Origin of the sequence: Lentzea sp. NPDC051838 (assembly GCF_040681245.1) — a bacterium.
Taxonomy (GTDB): domain Bacteria; phylum Actinomycetota; class Actinomycetes; order Mycobacteriales; family Pseudonocardiaceae; genus Lentzea.
Window position 1 is genome coordinate 1 of the sequence record NZ_JBFAYI010000016.1, and the last position, 17,476, is coordinate 17,476.

A 17,476-nucleotide genomic window follows, 5' to 3' on the forward strand; every position below is an offset into this window, starting at 1 on the left:
CGAAAAGCGTGTCGACTTGACCCAACCCCTCTGGCGCGGCCAACGATCAGCCACGACTCGTGACGGGACCCACCCCACCTAGTCGTTTCTTGGCTGAAGCAGCTCGGCTTCGCCTTCGCCATGGCTCGCCTTCGGCTTCGCTGATCGGGCGCCTGCGGCGCCTGAGATGATCTGGTTGTGGGAAGCCTGTCTCTTCAACTGCCGTCGCCGCTTCAGGAGTTGCGCGACGATCGCGTTGGTCGGCGTGGGCTGCGGCTGTACTTGAAGCGGGACGACCTGATTCATCCTGAGCTCACTGGCAACAAGTGGCGCAAGTTGCGCTACAACCTCGAGGCGGCCGAGGAGCGGGGGCAGCCCCGGTTGCTGACCTTTGGCGGTGCCTACTCGAACCACATCGCGGCAACAGCGGCGGCTGGTGATCTCTTCGGGTTTGAGACTGTGGGCGTGATTCGGGGTGAGGCCCACGAGCCGCTCAACGATGTGCTGGCCTTTGCGGCCAGCCGAGGTATGAGGCTCACGTACCTGGATCGTGGCACCTACCGGCGTAAGACCGATGCGGACGTGCTCGGTGGGCTGCGCGATCAGTTCGGCGACTTCTACCTGCTGCCTGAAGGCGGCAGCAATGCGCTTGCGGTCCGAGGATGCGCCGAGCTGCCTGCGGAGATCGATGTCGAGTTCGACGCGATCTGTTGTGCCTGTGGCACTGGCGGGACTCTGGCTGGCATCGCGCACGGGTTGCGGGAGGGACAGAAGGCGCTCGGGTTTGCCGCGCTGAAGGGTGGTGATTTCCTCGTGGAGGATGTCGCGCGCCTGCAGCGGGAGGCGTTTAGTGCGGTGAGTTCCAATTGGATGGTCCGGACCGAGTTTCACTTCGGTGGGTTTGCCAAGCGGCGTGGCGAGTTGGACGCCTTCATCGACGACTTCGAGGCGCGTCATGGGTTGCGCCTGGACTGGGTGTACGTCGCCAAGATGATGTTCGGTGTCTTCGAGTTGATCGAGCGAGGGGCGTTTGCTCGCGGGGAGACGATCGTCGCCGTGGTTACGGGTGCCGATCAGAGCTTCATGTCGTAGGCCTGTTGTGCGGCCTTCGAGATGTCGCTCTCGCACCACTCCAGTTCCCAGCGGCCGCTGTTGATCGCGAACTTGCGGCTGAAGCCGAGCCACATGCCGTGCATTCGCCGGCCGGACGGGTCCACCATCAACTGCATGGTGCCGTGATACACCGCGCCTCGGTAGTAGCCGGTTGGTGAGGTCGTCTCCCGCCAGGTGCCTGTGGCGACTGAGGCGTCGGTGACCAGGTCGAGGATCATGGATGAGCCTGTGGTGTGCGGAAGGCTTTGTGCGGTAAGGCGATTCTTCTGGTGGCGAAGCACTGCGTAGTGTTCGCCCACGAACTCCTCGTCGCGACCCTCGCTGCGGTAGTAGTAGCGGCTCAGCCAGATTCCGGTCAGGCGCTGGGAGCTTTCGCTCGGGTCGGCTTCTGGTGAGGCCAGTGTGGCGGTGGCCTTTGCCAGCAGCGCGCGGCCGAGTTGGTCGGCCAGGGCGGCGATGTCCAGCTGCGGGCCTGAGTTGTGGGCGATCAGTTGGAGTTGCTGCGCGGCGTCGAAGGCGGGGTCGGATGAGCGGAAGTCGGCGCAGTCCGCGACGAGGTCGCTGGTGCTGCAGTCGTACAGCTCGGCAAGCCGGTTCAGGACGCTGATGGACGGTTCGTGTCCTGTCGGTGCGGGCCAGGTCTCCCAGTAGGAGAAGGCCTTGGACGACTTGAGGTCGGCGGGCCACCTGGCGTTCCAGCGTTCGGCCGCTTCGCGTTGGCTCCAGCCCCTCGCGAGGCGGAACGCGACCCTGATGTTGATCTTGTAGCGCTGCGAGAAGTCGCGCGCGATCTCGCCCCAGGTCTTGTGCTGGGACCGGGCTGCGGCAGACAGTGCGGCCTGCTCCTGGCGGAGGCTTCGAAACGATGCCGACATCTCGCCGAGGTTACAACTTTTCCCTGTTCGGAGGGGAGAAGTTGTAGCACAAGATCATCGTTTGGCCGGGTTCCTGGCGGCTCTGACCTGCGGTTTCCTGATGGCATGCCGATGAAGGTCTCTCGCTGGTACCTCGCCACCACGGCGGACCGCGACACCCATCTCGCTGCTCCAGTGGACGGTGGGGATGTCGAAGGTTTGTGCGGGAGGACTTTCCGGCCGTACTTCGAACTTCCTGGTACGCCTCTTGATCCGCTTCAGGTCTGCGCCGAGTGCCTTGCCAGACAGGAATAGGGAGAAGCAGCATGTCCACTGCAGTGATCCTGCGCGACCCGCGTACGTGTGTGTCGGCTGAAGTGTGGGACCGCGAGGTCCGGCTGATCATGCGTGACCACAAGCGAGACCGCGACATGGCCGAACGCATCTTCGGGCAGGCGGTCGCCTACCTCGTGGTCGCGGGCGAGAACTCGGACATACCGATGGGGCCGACGCCGATCGTCGACGAGGGCGTGCACAGCTTCATGCTCGACACTCCCAACTACTTCCTCTTCTGCGAAGAGAACAACGACGGTCGCTACATCCACCACATCCCTCACCTGCCTGGGGAAGGAGAGGAAGGGCCGCTCGTGCTGAACAGCACGATCAAGGCCATCCGCGCGGCTGGGTTCGCACTCGATGCCGAGCTCTGGAACGCGCAGTCCGTCGACTGCAACCAGTGTTATGCGGGCTGCCACGACAGCCCCGGTGGCAAGAAGTAGGTGCGCTGATACCGTCCCTCGTTCCGCTTTCCCGAGTGCGGAACGAGGGGCTTCACGAGGAAGGGGCGTTGGTGGTCAGCCCTCAGGCTCAGATCTGGGAGCGGTACGCCGCGAAGTACACGCCGCGTCGTGCCGTCAACGCTGCGGGCGCTTCCACGTGGCTCAATTGGACTCAGTATCCGGATCATGGACCTGACGAGACCGTGCTTGGAAACGTTCGTGGCAAGCGGGCGTTGGAGCTCGGTTCGGGTGCAGGGGCCAACCTTGCGCATCTCGCCACACTGGGTGCTGTTTGCACCGGTATCGACATCGCTCCCAGTCGTGCTGATCTCGCCTCCGATACCTGGGGTCACCTCGGAGGCCTTGAGTTCGTCACGGCTGACGCGGTCGACTACCTCTCCTCGGCAGGTCCCGTGTTCGACGTCGTTTACTCGATCTTCGGTGCGGTTTGGTTCACGGACCCGGCGATTCTCTTTCCGTTGGTGCGCGCGAGGTTGAGCGTTGGCGGTGTCTTCGCCTTCTCGCAGCTGCCTGCTGTTGAGCAGGGGGACCAGGCCGGGCAGGTCATCCGGCAATGGCACTTGCCTGTCGATCAGTGGATCGAGCAGCTTGCTGCGGCAGGGTTCGGTGAGATCGTGGCGGAGACCGTCGGTGCTCCAGAGCCAGGTCGGCCTGGGACTGTGCTCGTTCGCGCACGGGTCTAAGGGCGGCGGCGTTCCAAGAGGGCTGTGTCTCGCCAACTGCCGTGGTGTTGGGCGATTCGTCGCGGCCGCCCGCCGGAACCTGGCTTCCGTGCTGTACTGACCAACGCCTGCCGGGGATGGCTTCGCGGCCACCCCCGGCCGGTGCGTCAGGAAGCGGGCACCGCCGCCGCGCTGGTGCTGAAGATCTGCTCCACCGTCAGGCCGTCCGGGGACGGTGCCTGGTTCTTCACCGGGACACGGCCTTCCGCGCGCATGTCCTCGGCCAGGCCGGGATCACGCGGCGTCGCCACCGAGCCGCCGTCCACGCCCACGGCGCACATGCCGACCGAGGTGCAGCCGTACACGGGGCCGTCCGGGCCGTCGTACCAGTGCTGCAGGTAGAAGACGTACTTGCCCTTCGGCAGGGTCGAGACCACGTCCGGGAGAGCGGTCTCGGGCTGGCGGGAGAACTCCACCACGGCCTGGGAGACACCGGCCCTGCTGGACTTCTCGACCTGGATCGCCACGTTCGACGTGCGGTGGGCCGGCTTGCCGGGGTCGGTGTACTCCCTGCCCTCGGTCACGCCGTCGATGGTGCCCAGCACGACCAGGGTGGACTGGGCTGCCAGCTGCTCGACGGTGTCCGGTTCCTCCGGCATCGAGCCCTGGACGGTGTGCGCGTCCCAGAAACCGGGCGCGGGGGTCGAGGAGCAGGCGGTGAGCGCCAGTGCGGCGGCGCCCACCAACAACAAGGTGCGCATGGGAATCCTCATCAGTAGGCGCCGTTGATGTGGTTCTTGTCGTGCGTGGAGTAGTAGTTGTGGTCGGGGTTTCCGCGCATGCACGAGCGGTTCGGCGTGGAGTACGAGCTGTTCTTGCCCGACGCGTGGCCGAGGCCCACCGTGTGGCCGATCTCGTGGCAGCCGAGGGACTTGTAGTTGTCGTGCGGCTTCCTGTTGTTGATCACGAGCTCGTGCTGCTCGCACTTGGCCGCGTTGACGCGCTTGATGCAGCTCGCCCAGGCGTAGGCGTTGCGCAGGTCGGCCGGTGGGTTCCAGGTCGAGTACACCCACACGTCGACCTTGGTGTTGTAGGTGGTGTTCACGCTCGTCGTCATGTCCGTCGGCGCGAGTGAGTTCTTGCGCGCCCAGTCGACGCCGGACTTCTGCGCCGCGCTGAGGTCGTCGTCGAAGAAGAAGCTGTGTGCCGAGTTGTCCGCGTGCGGGCTGAAGCTGTTGGCGGCCGCCGTCAGCGGTGCCGCCACCAGCAGAACCAGTGCGGAGAGCAGCACTGCGAACGTTCGCTGTTTCCCCATGTCAGCAGGTTGTCAGCGGGCGCTGACAGATTGGTGACACCGAGAGTGACCACCGTGCCGGTGATCTTCGTCCGAAAGGGTGACATAGCCTGTCGCCGGCACAACCAGTCGAGACGGACAAAGGGAACGATGGGCACAGGATTCCACGCCGAACCAGAGGGTTTGAAGCACACGGCGACGCACGACATGGGCAAGCTCATCGACCACACGCACACCGCCAGGGGCAAGATCGCCGAGACCGAGCAGCTCGACGGGAAGGCGTTCGCGGGGGACGTCGAGGTCTACGCGGCGCACAACGAGTGGTACGGCGCGCGTTCGATGCTGCTCAGCGTGTTCACCAGGAACGAGGAGAACCTCGACCTGGCGCAGAAGGCCCTCATCGAGGTCGCCGACCGCTACATCGCCGCGGACTCCGACAACCAGCGCGTGTTCGGAGGGCTCCTGTCATGAGCTGGGCCAACGACATGCAGAAGCACGCCGACTACTTCTGCAAGAAGTTCGACGAACAGGACGACTGGTTCTTCCCCGACCACCTGGAGGAGAACGCCAGCTACCCGACGGCGAAGGAGGACATCCAGCTCCTCTTCGCCAAGTTCGGGCGGTTCATCGACGTCGACGTGGCGCTCTCGGGCGTCCGCGACGAGATCTCGTTGCTGTCCAAGGCCGCGGACGACATCGACCAGGACTTCTGCGAGGGCGTGCTCAACGACATGGACCTCTACCTGGAGAACTGGGAGGGCGACGCCGCCGACGGCTTCCGCTCGTACCTGCGAGGTCAGCCGAGCATCGAGGGCGCGCTCGCCCGCAAGCGGGACGTCGTCCGTGCCGCGAAGTACGCGATGCAGGCCTACGAAAAGGCGATCACGAGCTTCCGCGACGACGTGCTGTCCCTCGTCGAGACCGGGCACAAGGGCGTCGAGGCCGGTGAGGTCAGGGAAGCCAAGATCATGATCACGCTCGCGTCCGCGGCGGTGTCCATCGGTGTCGCGGCCGCGACCGCCGGTACCGGTGCCGCGTTCATCGCCACGCTGGCGGTGGGTGACGCGCTGCAGACCGGTGCGTCCGGCGTCAACTCCACGGTGCTCGAGGCGAGCAGCGTGGAGGAGGTCGTCGGGAAGCTGCCGGCGAAGGGCGAGGACATCCTCGAAACCGGCCGCAGGCAGATGGAGAAGGTTCGCATGGGCTTCCGCGCGGTGGCCGAGAGCATGGCGGGTGGGGAAGTGCCCGAGGTCAACCCGCCCCGGCCGCGCCTGGTCACCGACGACAACTTCAACCCCGACGACTTCCACCGGGACGGCCGCAAGCCGTCGGGCAGGATCAGCCACGACGACCTGGTGAAGGAGCCGAAGGAAGCGGACAGCGGTCCCGGTCGGCCGGGGCTGTGACGGAGGACGCGGAGGCGCGCGCCGCTCGGCTGCGCGCCCAGTCCGAGGAAGGTGCCGCGACGGCCGACCGCCGGCAGAACGCGCGGGAGTGGGCCGACAAGCAGGTCGCCGCCGTCCGCGGCACCGCGCGGAGTGAACACGGTGACGTGACCGCCACCGTCGACCACTCCGGGCTGCTCCTGCGGCTTGAACTGTCGCCGCTCACCAAGCAGGCCAAGCAGGACGACCTGGCGCACGCGATCACCGCTGTCGTGCGCCAGGCGACGGCCGACGCGCGCAACCAGGTGCGTGAGGTGTACGTGCGGTTGCGGAACGAGGGCGTGATCAAGGCCCTGCCACCGTTCCTGCTGCCCGCGCCCGAGGTCGGCGCGGTGACGCTGGCGCTGCCCGTGCGCGGCAACTCGCCGTCGCGGCGGGCCGGCGACCACGCCGAGGAGGGGCCGCCGGACAGCTGGCTGAAGGAAGAACCCTGGTGAGCTAGGCACCGCGGCGCCCAGCTCAGGCGCCCACGCCCAGGAAGTGCAGTACTGCCAGCACTCGGCGGTGGTCCGCGTCCGCCTTCGGGAGATCCAGTTTGGCGAGAATGCTGTTGATGTGTTTGGCGACCGCGCTTTCGCTGACCACCAACTGAGTGGCGATGCCCGCGTTGGAGCGGCCCTCCGCCATGAGGGTGAGAACCTCGCGTTCCCGCGGTGTCAGGCGGTCCAGCGGGTCGCTCGGCCGGCGCACCAGGAGCTGGGAGATCACTTGTGGGTCCAGCGCGGTGCCGCCGTTCGCGACGCGGCGGAGGGCCTCGATGAACTCCTCCACGTCGGCTACCCGGTGTTTCAGGAGGTAGCCCACGCCTCTGGTGTTGGTGGCCAGCAGGGTGGTGGCGTAGCGCTCTTCGACGTACTGGGAGAGCAGGAGTACGGCGGTCGACGGGTGGGTGTCGCGGATCGAGAGGGCGGCGCGCACTCCCTCGTCGGTGAAGCCCGGTGGCATCCGGACGTCTATCAGGGCCAGATCCGGGGTGTGTTCTTCTACCGCTGCCAGTAGTTCTGCGGCGTTGCCTGCTTCCGCGACTACTTCGAAGCCTGCCATTTCCACGACCTTGACCAGGCCCACGCGCAGCAGCACGGAGTCTTCGGCGATCACTGCGCGCACGGCAGCTCCACGCTCATCGTGGTCGGTCCTCCGACCGGACTGCTCATCCGGAACGTGCCGTCCACCGAACGCACGCGCTGGGCGAGGCCTGTCAGGCCGGTTCCCCTGGCCGGGTCGGCGCCGCCCAGGCCGTCGTCGCTGATCACCAGGCGCAGCATGTCTCCCAGCAGCGTGACGGTCACATCGGTCCTGGTCGAGTTCGAGTGCTTGGCCACATTCGTCAGCGCCTCGGAGACCACGAAGTAGGCGACTGCTTCCACGGGCGGTGGTGGTCGGCGCGGCAGGTCCACCCGCAGGTGTGCGGCGGTGCGGGCGGCGAGGCCGGAGAGGGCCGCGTCCAGGCCCAGTTCGTCCAGGACGGACGGGTGCAGACCTCGTACCAGGTTGTTCAGCTCCTCGATTGCTTCCTTGGCCTCGCGGTGGGCCGTGTCGATCACCTCGCGGGCCTCCGGTGGGAGATCCAGGGTGGTTCTGGCCAGGCCCAGGTTCAGGGCCAGGGAGACCAGGCGTTGTTGTGCGCCGTCGTGCAGGTCTCGTTCTATGCGGCGGCGTTCGGCGGCGGCGGCGTCCACGGCGCCCGCTCGGCTCAGGGTCAGGTCCTCGACTCGCCGCGCGAGGGCCTCTTCCCTGTTGTGGCCCAGCAGGGACGGGACGACCTGGCTCTCCAGGCGCACCAGGGCGGCGGCTGAGGGTGGGAAGGCGGCCAGGGCGAGCACGCCTGCCACGGTCACGTAGGGCCGGTCGAAGGCGTAGATCCAGGCAGGCGCCAGGGCGGCCAGCAGGACCAGCGCTTCGAGCGTGCCGAACAGTGCGCCGGCCAGGCTGTGGTAGCCGAGCTGCCGGGCCGGTTGCCGGCCTTGTCGCGGGACGTCGATGCCCAGGAGCTGCCGGAAGCGCCAGCGTTGGGCCGCGGTCAGCGCCGGCACGCACAACGCGGTCAGCGCCACCGTGAAGCCGAGGATCACCGGGGTGCTGCTGTCGCCGCCGCCGATGATGTCCCAGATCAGCGTGGCGATCACGACCAGTAGCAGGCCCGTCAGCAGGTGCAGTGGTGCCCCCAGGGCCAGGAAGGCCGTGTTGCGGGTCAGACGGGTCAGTCCCCGCCGCAGCCTGGGGTCGATCTTCATGAAGTCGACCGTAGGTGCTGGGTGGGGCCACTGCCATGAAGGTGGCACCCGCACGGGGGTGTAGCTGGTACCACCCCCAAGACGGACAGCGGTGCTACAGATTCGAGAAGCCAGGGATCGCAGGGTTGGTCACCATGGCCTTCGTCGCGATTCCCCGCTGTCGTCCCGCTTTCGCCGAGCTCTCCAACGCCGGTCGGTGGCGTGGGCGCGTGCTCACGGGTGCGGGCCTCGCCCTGCTGCCGTGGCTCGGGTACCTCGCCGCGACCTTGCCGCCCGCCCAGGCCGTCGGCTGGGTCGTCCTGGACGGCCTGGAGGCCGTTGCGCTGCTGGCGGCGGGGAACCGGTTGTTGCGACAGGACGGTCGGCATCGGGCACCCGCGGTCGCCGCGGCGGTGTTGCTGCTCGCGGATGCCTGCATCGACGTCGCCACCTCCTCCGGACCGGAACTGGCCGTCGCCGTCGGCATGGCGATCGTGGTGGAGCTTCCTCTCGCGGCGCTGTGTCTACGGGCGGCGGCGTTCCAGTAGGACGGTGTCGCGCCATTCGCCGTGGTGCTGGGCGATTCGTTCGCGGATGCCCACGGTGCGGAACCCGGCTCGGTGGTGCAGGGCGATGCTGGCGCGGTTCTCCGGGAAGATCACGGCCTGCAGCGTCCACAGCCCGTCGGCGTCGGCGGCCGAGACCTGGTGGTGCAGCAGGGTTTTGCCCACACCGCGGCCCTGGTGGGAGTCGCTGACGTAGATGGACGTCTCGGCCACGCCGGAGTAGCAGTCGCGTGCGGACACCGGGGTGGCGGCGGCCCAGCCCGCGATGGCACCGTCCACGACGGCGATCCAGCGGTGGTCCGGGAGCCACTTGGACTCCAGGGTGCGGCGGGACGGGACGTCGGTTTCGAAGGTGGCGTTGCCGGTCGCGATGCCTTCGCCGTAGATGCGACGGACGTCCGTCCAGTCCGCGGCTGTCATGGCCCGCACGGCCACACCCGACACCGGGTTGACCGAGCCTGTCGAGAGGGCGCCCATCACCGCGTCGGCGGCGTGCGGCAGACCCGTGCAACAGGCCGGGTTGACGGTGACGAGGGTGGTGGTGCCTTCGCGCTGGACGTGGACGAAGCCGACCTCGGCCAGTTTGCGGACGTGGTGGGAGCAGGTGGACTGGCTCACGCCGAGCAGGGTGGTCAGTTCGCCGACGGTGACCGCGCCTGGGGCCGAGGCCACGTGGTGGAGCAGGCGGACGCGGGTCGGGTCGGACAGGGTCGAGAACCACGAGGCGTAGGTGGTGGCTTCGTCGGTCAGCACGGAGCAAGTATCGACGGGTGTCGATGGAGGAATCAAACCGAATACTTCTTGACGCAGTAGCCGGAGCCTTTGTAGAAGCCGTCGCCGAACGCTTCCACGCGGGCGAAGCCGGAGGGGACGGCCTTTCCGTTGACGTCCGCGGCGATGAGGCTGTTGTCGGCGAGGAGTTCGGCCACGGCCTCGTCGAGGTCGCCGGGGGACAGGCGCAGTCCCGCGGCGGCGTCCGGGCGGTTGGTCAGGCCTGCCCAGGCTCCGGTCAGGCAGGCGGTGCGTTGGCCTGCCGCGTCGTCGTCGAGCTTGAAGCCCGTGGCGTGCTGGATGGAGAGCGAGAAGCGGGAGGCGATCAGGGCGAAGGCCGCGAAGTCGCCGATGCCGCCCTTCGAGCCCTTCTTCGGAGGTGTGCCGACCTTGACCAGCGACGGGAGGTCGAGCTGGACCTGGTTCACCGACGGGCAGTAGGTGACCGGGGAGGTGGCTTGGGCGTCGGTGCAGGGCTTGATGCCCGACCTGTCCCAGGCCGGGAAGGCGGCGCCGCTGGTCTTGTAGGCGTCGCGGAGGGACTCCTCCAGGGCCTTGAGGTACTTGTCCTGGCTGATCTGGGCGTTGCCGCGGCCCTGACCCTGGTCCTTGTCGGAGAGGTCGAACGGGCGTTCGGTGATGCGCTTGTTGATCTCGGCCTCGTTCATCTCGGCGCAGCGGGAAGCGCCTCGGGTGAAGCCGAACTGGAACGACGAGACGCGGTCGAAGGCGCTGCCGTGGGCGCCCTGCTTCTCGAACGAGGTACCGGCGGCGTCTCGGATGAAGAACATCGTCTGCAGGACCTGGTTGAGGCCCTCGCCGGTGCTGAGCTCGAAGTGCTTGGACTTGTTCTCGGCGATCCAGCGCATGAAAACGCCGGTGTAGCAGTCGGCTTGCTGCTCTTTCACGATGGAAGGAGTGTTGGGGCCGATGTTGGAGGTCGCGCCGAGCTTGTACTGCACGGCGTGGCCCATCTCGTGGGCCAGAACGGTGACCACGGCCATGGGGCCGAAGGAGTCCTTGAGCATCGGGAGGAGCTCGCCGCGGTCCCACGTGATGCTGTCGTCGAGCGCGCAGTAGAAGGCGTTGGCGACGCCCGCGGTGTCGAGCTTGCAGACCTCGACGCCCTTGCCGGCCGAGTCGTAGGAGATGAAGCGCTTCACCGGTTCGAAGGTCTTCCCGGCGAACGACTTGGGGATCTCGGCCTTCCAGAACTCCTGCACGTCGGCGAGCGTGTTGATGGCCAGCCGGTCCATCTCGCCGCCGTCGCCGTTCTCGACGGTCAGATCCGCGTCCGGGACGCCCTGCTTCGGGCCCGAGGGGCCGTTGGAGATCTCCAGGCCCGCGACCTTGGTGGGGTCCGGGCGCTCGCCTTTCGGCTGGCCTTCGACCACGGAGGCGCAGGCGGTGAGCGCTGCGGTCGCGGCCAGTGCCACGGCGATTCGTCCGATCCCCATGAGGGCGAACCCTACTAAGAGTGCTTCACGCGTGTGACGCAAGGACCAGGGGCCAAACGTGAAACGGTCTCACCCCCAGGGGTGATTTCAAGACTGCGGGGACTCGTTTTCGTTGTCCTGCCGATGTTTCGCGGCGCACAGTCCCTCCCTGCAAGCCTTCGGTGTGGAAGGAGTTTGGCGGTATGGGTAGAACGCGCTGGGCACGGTTCGTCGGGGTGCTCGGCATCGGTGTCGTTGGTGCCGGTGCCCTCCTGTTCGGCATGTCCCAGGGAGCGCTGGCCGCATCGTTCGCGGTGTCCGGCACGAACTTCAAGGTGTCCGCCGACAACCTCACGGGCAAGGGGTTCGTTCAGTTCGGCGGCGTGGACGCGGGTGCCGGGCAGGTGCACGTGGTCGCCGTCAGCGGTTTCAAGACGGCGTCGCTCGACAAGTTCTGCCAGTCGGTCTTCGTCCCCGGGATGCCGATCGTCGGTGACGTGACGATGCGCATCACCGCGGACAGCGTGGGTGGCATGTCGGCCGACAACCTGGTCGTCAACCTCACCGACCTCAACGGTGACCTGGTCCTGGGCAACCCGGAGATCGGCATCGACGCGAGCAAGGTGAACAAGGGTCCCGACGGTCTCAGGGGTCTGCCGGGTTCGTTCGGTCTGCAGGCTGACTCGGCGAACATCGCCAAGTTGCAGCAGACCGCCTGGGCCACCACGGCCCAGACCATCAGGTTCAACGGCATGAACCTGACCATCCGCCAGGGGAAGCAAGAGTGCTTCTGAAAGCCTGGCGTGCTTTCACCGCGTGGCGACGTGGCCGGCCCTTCTGGGCCGGCCTGTTCGTGGCGGCCGGTGCGTTCATCATCCTGTTCCCGCCGTTCGTCGGCGTGAAGCTCGGCGACATGGTCATCTCGATCAAGACGATCGGCGGCGTGTCCGCGCTGCTGATCGGCACGTTGCTGGCGATCTGCGCTGTGTCCCTGTGGCTGCAGCCCAAGTTCCGGCTGGCGGCGGGCATCGTCACGGTGCTGCTGTCGCTGGTCGCGCTCGTCGTGACCAACCTCGGCGGCTTCCTGATGGGCACCATCCTCAGCCTGCTCGGCGGCGCGCTCGCCGTGGCCTGGACGGACAACCCCAAGGAACCCAAGAAGGCCAAGAAGGCCAAGCGCGGCACTGAGCCCACCCAGAGGGTCCAACCCACATGATGCGAACACAGCCGATGGCCGCGGTCGCCATGATCGCGGTCCTGGCGCTGCAACCGCCGTCGAGCACAGAGCCGCCGCCCGATCCGAGCAGCAGCTCACCGGCTCCGACGACAACCACGGAGCCACCACCTGCCTCAAGCAGCAGTGCCACTCCACCGCCGGCGTCGTCGTCCGTGCCGACCCTTCCGCCCAGCACGGAGCCGCCTTCGTCGTCGGCGCCCCCGCCACCGGCCCCTGCCCCGGTGGCGGCGGGAGGGCGTGAGTGGACGCTGACGGCGTCCCGGCTCGACCTCGGCGGCCTCAACTTCGTCGGGGTCGTCGACGCGGTGCTGAACGGTCAGGTCATCAAGGTCCTGAAGTTCACGACCAGCGACATGAAGATCAAGGACCTGGTGCAGACGGCCGAGGTGCAGCCGGGCATCAAGCTCGTCACCGCGGCACGCGCGGGCAGCACGTCCACGGTCAACCGGACCCCGGTGCCCGGCTCGAAGGAACCGCCGCTGATCGAGCTGTTCACGGTGCAGCTCAAGGGCAACCTGAACATCCTCGGGCTCAAGATCCCGGTCAACTACACGGCCGCGAGCCCGCCGCCCCTGAACGTGCCGTTCGTGACGTTCACCGAGGTCACGGTGCGCAACACCGACCTCAAGGGCGGCAACCTCACCATCCCCGGCGCCCGGATCTCCGTCGTGTCCGATCTGGCACCGGTCGAACGGCGCTGACCGCCGCACAAAAGCTCTGAAGCCCGCACACGCTGCAAAAAGCTGTGCGGGCTTCAGTTTGTTCAGCGGCAGATCAGAGACCGCACTTCTTCGGGCCCTCGAACACGCCCTCGCGGAACCGCGCCACGCGAGCGAAGCCGGGGTCCACCGCGTCCTCGCCCTTCGCGTCACGAGCCGCGTAGTCGAACTTCAGCAGCACGGTCACGGCCTCGTCGAAGTCACCCGGCGACAACCCGAACCCGTCCTGGCGCTGGAACACCGCACCCGTGTACGCCCCGGCCAGGCACAGCGCGGCGGCGGACGCCTGCGAGCCCTCGGTCGGCTTCCCGTAGGCGGCCAGCTCGGCCAGCGCGTACCTGGTCGCGATCAGCGTGCCCGTCGCGTAGTCGCCGAGCTCCTTGTGCAGCAGCGGCAGCTCGTCCTTGGTGTCGATCTTGATCGTCTTGTCCGACGGGCAGTACGCGACCGGGCCCTGGTCGCCTGAGCAGTCCGGCTCGGTCTGAGCCGCCTCAGCGCGCGGGGACGGCCAGGTCTTGCCTCCAGAGGTCGCCAGGGTCTGGAAGTACTTGTCCAGGTCGGGCGTCACGGACTCCAGCATCTTCGAGAACTGCAGGTTGCCGCCGCTCGCGCGGTCGTCGACGTTCGTGAAGGCGCGCTGGGTGAAGGTGCGGTTCTGCACGGACATGGCCGCGCAGAACTTCGTGCCCTGCTCGTAGCCGTCCTGGAACGCCGCCACGCGGTCGAACGCGCTGCCGTGCGCCTGCTCGTCCTCCGGGGAGGTGCCGACCGGGTCGCGGAACGTGATCAGGGCGCCCAGCGCCTTGTCCAGGGCGTCCGCGTCGAACTCCAGGCGGGCGGACTTGCCGTCGGTCACGTTGCGGACGAACGAGCCCGCGAAGCAGTCGGCCTGCGCCTCGGTGAGGATCGTCGGGTACTTGTCCGGCTCGCGGCGCTCGGCCTCGGGCGTGATGCCCATGCGGTTCTGCACGGCGTGGCCGATCTCGTGGGCCAGCACGACGACCACGGCGGCCTCGCCGAAGCGGTCCTGCAGCACCGGGAGCAGCGAGGAGCGGTCCCAGGCGATGGCGTCGGCGGCCGGGCAGTAGAAGGCGTTGCCTTCCACGTCGGCGGCCTTCTGCGTGCACGGCGGCGGCTTCGCGGAGGCGTCGGCCGTGTCGACCGAGTAGTAACCGCCGGTCAGCGGCTTCCACGCCTTGTTGAACGTCTGCTGGAAAGACTGCTTCCAGAACTCGTCGATGTCCGTGAGCGCGGTGGCGGCGAGCTTGTCGATCGGGCCGTTGTCCGTGCCCCTGACCTGGATGGTCTCGCTCGACGCTTCCTTCTTCACCACCTTGGCGGCACGAGGGCGGCCGGGTATCTGGGCGGTGCACCCCACCGCAAGCAGAGCGGTGACGAGGATCAGCGCGATGCTCCGGAGCGGCATGAAGCCATTGTGCCTGTCGCGCGGCTTGACGGGCGTCGTACTCGGCGAACTCAGGGGCATATCAAGGGCAACGTGCGGATCACCCGGGAGGTTCACCGAGCCGTGACCTCACGGCGGCCTTACATTTCCACTCGTGCGCGAATTGCTTTGCGCTCTGATGCTTCTGCTCGGCCCTCCCACCGGGGCCGATCCGACGATGCCCGGCTGCCTCGGCGGCATCGCGCCGGATCCGCGCAGTGGCGTGATCACCGGCCCCGGAACCTTGGACACCAAGGTCAAAGCCGTGCCGCAGGGCGTCTACGACCTGTCCGTCTGGGCGGGCACGATCAAACCGGGACCGGCCACCGCGGTCGGACTCCAGTTCCTGGACCGGCACAACATCCAAACTGGACGGACGTACGCGCGCTGGCCCGAGCAGGACAAGCGGTACAACACCTACGGCATGATCGCGCCGCAGAACGCCGCAACCGTCCGGTTCTTCGCCACGACGAACGCGGAGATCCACTGGACCTGCGTGTTCCTGCGAGTCTCCGCGTACGACCTGCAACTCGCACACGACGAAGGCCAGCTCAAGATCACCGTCACGAACACGGGCAACCTACCGCTGACCGGCCTGCGGCTCACCGTCACCGGCTGCCAGGACTTCCCGCCGTTCGACCTGAAAGAGCAGGCCACCCACACCTGCACCGGCAGTCCACCGGCCACGGCCCGAGTGTCCGGCGCGCTCTACTGGAACGGAGCGCTGCCGGACAGGTCGGTCAGTCTTCAGCCTTGAGCACGGGCAGGGCTTCGGTGACAGCCTCAGCCGCGGGATCGGGCACCAGCCACAGCACCCCGGAAGGCGGCAGCTGCAGCACCGCGGAGTACGGCCGTCCGTGCCACGGCTTGGCCTCCGCCTCGACGCCGCCCAGGTTGCCCACACCGGAACCGCCGTAGTGCGCTGCGTCGGTGTTCACGAGCTCCTTCCACCGTCCAGGGGAAGGCAGCCCGACCCGGTAGTCGTGGTGCGGCATCCCGGCGAAGTTGGCGACGCACGCCAGCGTCGAGCCGTCCTCACCGACCCGCAGGAACGTCAGCACGTTGCCCGCCGAGTCGTTCGCGTCGATCCACTGGAAGCCCTCGGGCGTGACGTCGTGCGAGAACAACGCCGCCGCCGTCTTGTACACCGAGTTCAGGTCGCGCATCAGCGACTGGATGCCCTGGTGCAGGCCACCCTGCTCGACCAGGTGCCAGTCGAGGGACCGCGACTCCGACCACTCGTCCCGCTGCCCGAACTCGCCGCCCATGAACAGCAGCTGCTTGCCCGGATGCGCCCACATGAACGCGAGCAACGAGCGCACGCCCGCGGCTTTGTTCCAGTCGTCGCCCGGCATCCGCTGCCACAGCGAGCCCTTGCCGTGCACCACCTCGTCGTGCGACAGCGGCAGCACGAAGTTCTCGCTCCACGCGTACACCAACGAGAACGTCATCTCGTTGTGGTGGAACGACCGGTGGATGGGCTCGCGCGACAGGTAGTGCAGCGTGTCGTGCATCCAGCCCATGTTCCACTTGAAACCGAACCCGAGCCCGCCCAGGTGCGTCGGCCGCGTCACGCCGGGCCACGCGGTGGACTCCTCGGCGACCATCACGACACCGGGGTGCCGCCGGTACACGGTCGCGTTCAGCTCCTGCAGGAACCGCACCGCGTCGAGGTTCTCCCGGCCGCCGTACTCGTTCGGCAGCCACTGGCCCTCAGGCCGCGAGTAGTCGAGGTAGAGCATCGACGCGACGGCATCCACGCGCAGACCGTCGAGGTGGAACTCCTCGATCCAGAAGAGCGCGTTGGCGACCAGGAAGTTGCGGACTTCGTTGCGCCCGAAGTCGAAGACGTACGTGCCCCAGTCGAGCTGCTCGCCACGACGAGGGTCCGCGTGCTCGTACAGCGGCGTGCCGTCGAACTTCGCGAGCGCCCAGGCGTCCTTCGGGAAGTGCGCGGGCACCCAGTCGACCAGCACGCCGATTCCGCGCTGGTGCAACGTGTCCACGAAGAACCGGAAGTCGTCCGGCGACCCGAACCGCGAGGTCGGCGCGTAGTACGAGGTGACCTGGTAGCCCCACGAACCGCCGAACGGGTGCTCGGCGACCGGCAGCAGCTCCAGGTGCGTGAAACCCATGTCCTCGCAGTAGTCCGCGAGCTCGACCGCCAGCTCCCGGTAACCGAGACCCGGCTTCCACGACCCGAGATGCACCTCGTAGATCGACATCGGCGCGTTCGACCACTGGGTCGCCTCGCGCCGCGCCTCCCACTCCGCGTCCTGCCACTGGTACTCGGACCTCGTGACCACGGACGCGGTCTGCGGCGGCTTCTCCGTCGCGAACGCCATCGGGTCGGCCTTCTCGTGCCACACGCCGTGTGCGTCGAGAATCCGGAACTTGTACCGAGTGCCCGCGGGAACGTTCGGCAGGAAGACTTCCCACACACCGCTGGAACCCATGGAGCGCAACGGGTTCGCGCGTCCGTCCCAGCCGTCGAAGTCGCCCGTCACGCGCACGCCGCGCGCGTTCGGTGCCCACACGGCGAACGAGACACCGGTGACGTCACCGGAAGCCGTTTCGTACGAACGGATGTGCGCGCCCAGCACGTCCCAGAGCCGCTCGTGCCGGCCCTCGCCGATCAGGTGCAGGTCGAGCTCGCCGACCGTCGGCAGCCACCGGTACGGGTCGTCGACCTCGACCGCCGGACCGCCGTTGTACTTGACCAGCAACCGGTAGTCGCCAGGAGCTTCGGGCAGCTCGCCCTCCCACAACGCGTCCGCGATGCGCGACAGCTCGACCTGCTTGTCACCCCACGCCACCGCGACCGAGGACGCACCGGGCCGCAACGCCCGCGCGATCACCTGGTCGCCGACGGTGTGCACACCCAGCACCGAGTGCGGGTCGTGGTGCGCACCGGACAGCAGCCGGTCCAGGTCGGCCTTCACG

Annotated in this window: 20 protein-coding genes; 11 read left to right on the forward strand and 9 right to left on the reverse strand. The window is 67.6% G+C overall.

Features of this window, described 5'->3' with window-relative positions:
• Positions 1 to 177: 177 nt before the first annotated feature.
• A complete protein-coding gene (locus AB0M24_RS28870) occupies positions 178 to 1,071 on the forward strand; it encodes a pyridoxal-phosphate dependent enzyme (RefSeq protein ID WP_363774577.1) in 894 nt (297 codons plus the stop codon).
• Here the strand turns inward: AB0M24_RS28870 and AB0M24_RS28875 are convergent.
• Complete coding sequence (locus AB0M24_RS28875; RefSeq protein ID WP_363774580.1) at positions 1,053 to 1,967, reverse strand: helix-turn-helix transcriptional regulator; 915 nt, start codon at positions 1,965 to 1,967, stop codon at positions 1,053 to 1,055. The genes AB0M24_RS28870 and AB0M24_RS28875 overlap by 19 nt on opposite strands.
• A 305-nt stretch (positions 1,968 to 2,272) precedes the next feature.
• Between AB0M24_RS28875 and AB0M24_RS28880 the strand changes: the two genes are divergently transcribed.
• Complete coding sequence (locus tag AB0M24_RS28880) at positions 2,273 to 2,725, forward strand: hypothetical protein (protein WP_363774583.1); 453 nt, start codon at positions 2,273 to 2,275, stop codon at positions 2,723 to 2,725.
• A gap of 71 nt (positions 2,726 to 2,796) precedes the next feature.
• Positions 2,797 to 3,429, forward strand: a complete 633-nt coding sequence (locus AB0M24_RS28885; protein ID WP_363774586.1) for a methyltransferase domain-containing protein — start codon at positions 2,797 to 2,799, stop codon at positions 3,427 to 3,429.
• A 146-nt stretch (positions 3,430 to 3,575) separates the two neighbouring features.
• Here AB0M24_RS28885 and AB0M24_RS28890 read toward each other — a convergent pair whose 3' ends face one another.
• Both AB0M24_RS28890 and AB0M24_RS28895 read right to left on the reverse strand, forming a co-directional pair.
• Positions 3,576 to 4,169 (reverse strand): hypothetical protein, encoded by a 594-nt coding sequence (locus AB0M24_RS28890; RefSeq protein ID WP_363774589.1) that lies wholly within the window; start codon positions 4,167 to 4,169, stop codon positions 3,576 to 3,578.
• Positions 4,170 to 4,180: 11 nt separating this feature from the next.
• Complete coding sequence (locus AB0M24_RS28895; protein ID WP_363774592.1) at positions 4,181 to 4,723, reverse strand: hypothetical protein; 543 nt, start codon at positions 4,721 to 4,723, stop codon at positions 4,181 to 4,183.
• Positions 4,724 to 4,852: 129 nt separating this feature from the next.
• Here AB0M24_RS28895 and AB0M24_RS28900 point away from each other — a divergent pair, with 129 nt between their 5' ends.
• The 3 genes from AB0M24_RS28900 to AB0M24_RS28910 are packed head-to-tail and all read left to right on the forward strand — an operon-like array spanning position 4,853 to position 6,584.
• A complete protein-coding gene (locus tag AB0M24_RS28900) occupies positions 4,853 to 5,173 on the forward strand; it encodes a hypothetical protein (protein ID WP_363774595.1) in 321 nt (106 codons plus the stop codon).
• Positions 5,170 to 6,108: a hypothetical protein gene (locus AB0M24_RS28905; protein WP_363774598.1), complete on the forward strand. Its 939-nt coding sequence runs from the start codon at positions 5,170 to 5,172 to the stop codon at positions 6,106 to 6,108. Before AB0M24_RS28900 ends, AB0M24_RS28905 begins: the two co-directional genes overlap by 4 nt.
• Positions 6,105 to 6,584, forward strand: a complete 480-nt coding sequence (locus AB0M24_RS28910; RefSeq protein ID WP_363774601.1) for a YbaB/EbfC family nucleoid-associated protein — start codon at positions 6,105 to 6,107, stop codon at positions 6,582 to 6,584. The genes AB0M24_RS28905 and AB0M24_RS28910 overlap by 4 nt, the downstream gene beginning before the upstream one ends.
• 22 nt (positions 6,585 to 6,606) lie before the next feature.
• Here the strand turns inward: AB0M24_RS28910 and AB0M24_RS28915 are convergent, their stop codons facing one another.
• Positions 6,607 to 7,254 carry a response regulator transcription factor gene (locus AB0M24_RS28915; RefSeq protein WP_363774604.1) on the reverse strand — a complete coding sequence of 216 codons (648 nt, stop codon included), beginning with the start codon at positions 7,252 to 7,254 and terminating at the stop codon, positions 6,607 to 6,609.
• Positions 7,242 to 8,381, reverse strand: coding sequence for a histidine kinase (locus AB0M24_RS28920; protein ID WP_363774606.1), 1,140 nt, complete (start codon positions 8,379 to 8,381; stop codon positions 7,242 to 7,244). Before AB0M24_RS28920 ends, AB0M24_RS28915 begins: the two co-directional genes overlap by 13 nt.
• Positions 8,382 to 8,515: 134 nt before the next feature.
• Here AB0M24_RS28920 and AB0M24_RS28925 point away from each other — a divergent pair, with 134 nt between their 5' ends.
• A complete protein-coding gene (locus AB0M24_RS28925; RefSeq protein ID WP_363774610.1) occupies positions 8,516 to 8,908 on the forward strand; it encodes a hypothetical protein in 393 nt (130 codons plus the stop codon).
• Here AB0M24_RS28925 and AB0M24_RS28930 read toward each other — a convergent pair.
• Both AB0M24_RS28930 and AB0M24_RS28935 read right to left on the reverse strand, forming a co-directional pair.
• Positions 8,885 to 9,679 carry a metalloregulator ArsR/SmtB family transcription factor gene (locus tag AB0M24_RS28930; RefSeq protein ID WP_363774613.1) on the reverse strand — a complete coding sequence of 265 codons (795 nt, stop codon included), beginning with the start codon at positions 9,677 to 9,679 and terminating at the stop codon, positions 8,885 to 8,887. The two genes, AB0M24_RS28925 and AB0M24_RS28930, sit on opposite strands and share 24 nt — an antisense overlap.
• A 32-nt stretch (positions 9,680 to 9,711) precedes the next feature.
• Positions 9,712 to 11,154, reverse strand: coding sequence for a neutral zinc metallopeptidase (locus AB0M24_RS28935; protein WP_363774614.1), 1,443 nt, complete (start codon positions 11,152 to 11,154; stop codon positions 9,712 to 9,714).
• Positions 11,155 to 11,336: 182 nt separating this feature from the next.
• Between AB0M24_RS28935 and AB0M24_RS28940 the strand changes: the two genes are divergently transcribed.
• Genes AB0M24_RS28940 through AB0M24_RS28950 form a run of 3 tightly spaced genes read left to right on the forward strand, consistent with a single transcriptional unit; the run spans position 11,337 to position 13,071 of the window.
• Positions 11,337 to 11,927 (forward strand): DUF6230 family protein, encoded by a 591-nt coding sequence (locus AB0M24_RS28940; RefSeq protein ID WP_363774617.1) that lies wholly within the window; start codon positions 11,337 to 11,339, stop codon positions 11,925 to 11,927.
• The gene (locus AB0M24_RS28945; protein ID WP_363774620.1) at positions 11,918 to 12,349 is read left to right on the forward strand and encodes a DUF6114 domain-containing protein; all 432 of its coding nucleotides are present in this window, start codon (positions 11,918 to 11,920) and stop codon (positions 12,347 to 12,349) included. Before AB0M24_RS28940 ends, AB0M24_RS28945 begins: the two co-directional genes overlap by 10 nt.
• Positions 12,346 to 13,071 carry a hypothetical protein gene (locus tag AB0M24_RS28950; RefSeq protein ID WP_363774623.1) on the forward strand — a complete coding sequence of 242 codons (726 nt, stop codon included), beginning with the start codon at positions 12,346 to 12,348 and terminating at the stop codon, positions 13,069 to 13,071. Before AB0M24_RS28945 ends, AB0M24_RS28950 begins: the two co-directional genes overlap by 4 nt.
• A 73-nt stretch (positions 13,072 to 13,144) precedes the next feature.
• Here AB0M24_RS28950 and AB0M24_RS28955 read toward each other — a convergent pair whose 3' ends face one another.
• Complete coding sequence (locus AB0M24_RS28955) at positions 13,145 to 14,515, reverse strand: neutral zinc metallopeptidase (RefSeq protein WP_363774626.1); 1,371 nt, start codon at positions 14,513 to 14,515, stop codon at positions 13,145 to 13,147.
• A 133-nt stretch (positions 14,516 to 14,648) separates the two neighbouring features.
• Between AB0M24_RS28955 and AB0M24_RS28960 the strand changes: the two genes are divergently transcribed.
• Complete coding sequence (locus AB0M24_RS28960; RefSeq protein ID WP_363774629.1) at positions 14,649 to 15,290, forward strand: hypothetical protein; 642 nt, start codon at positions 14,649 to 14,651, stop codon at positions 15,288 to 15,290.
• On the opposite strand, the gene glgB is transcribed toward AB0M24_RS28960, so the two are convergent.
• Positions 15,274 to 17,475, reverse strand: a complete 2,202-nt coding sequence (gene glgB / locus AB0M24_RS28965; protein ID WP_363774633.1) for a 1,4-alpha-glucan branching protein GlgB — start codon at positions 17,473 to 17,475, stop codon at positions 15,274 to 15,276. The two genes, AB0M24_RS28960 and glgB, sit on opposite strands and share 17 nt — an antisense overlap.
• Position 17,476: the final 1 nt, after the last annotated feature.

Coding starts and splice junctions, on each gene's coding strand:
- AB0M24_RS28875 (WP_363774580.1), bottom strand. CDS start 1,967: ATGTCGGCATCGTTTCGAAGCCTCCGCCAGGAGCAGGCCGCACTGTCT.
- AB0M24_RS28880 (WP_363774583.1), top strand. CDS start 2,273: ATGTCCACTGCAGTGATCCTGCGCGACCCGCGTACGTGTGTGTCGGCT.
- AB0M24_RS28890 (WP_363774589.1), bottom strand. CDS start 4,169: ATGCGCACCTTGTTGTTGGTGGGCGCCGCCGCACTGGCGCTCACCGCC.
- AB0M24_RS28895 (WP_363774592.1), bottom strand. CDS start 4,723: ATGGGGAAACAGCGAACGTTCGCAGTGCTGCTCTCCGCACTGGTTCTG.
- AB0M24_RS28900 (WP_363774595.1), top strand. CDS start 4,853: ATGGGCACAGGATTCCACGCCGAACCAGAGGGTTTGAAGCACACGGCG.
- AB0M24_RS28905 (WP_363774598.1), top strand. CDS start 5,170: ATGAGCTGGGCCAACGACATGCAGAAGCACGCCGACTACTTCTGCAAG.
- AB0M24_RS28920 (WP_363774606.1), bottom strand. CDS start 8,381: ATGAAGATCGACCCCAGGCTGCGGCGGGGACTGACCCGTCTGACCCGC.
- AB0M24_RS28925 (WP_363774610.1), top strand. CDS start 8,516: ATGGCCTTCGTCGCGATTCCCCGCTGTCGTCCCGCTTTCGCCGAGCTC.
- AB0M24_RS28935 (WP_363774614.1), bottom strand. CDS start 11,154: ATGGGGATCGGACGAATCGCCGTGGCACTGGCCGCGACCGCAGCGCTC.
- AB0M24_RS28940 (WP_363774617.1), top strand. CDS start 11,337: ATGGGTAGAACGCGCTGGGCACGGTTCGTCGGGGTGCTCGGCATCGGT.
- AB0M24_RS28950 (WP_363774623.1), top strand. CDS start 12,346: ATGATGCGAACACAGCCGATGGCCGCGGTCGCCATGATCGCGGTCCTG.
- AB0M24_RS28955 (WP_363774626.1), bottom strand. CDS start 14,515: ATGCCGCTCCGGAGCATCGCGCTGATCCTCGTCACCGCTCTGCTTGCG.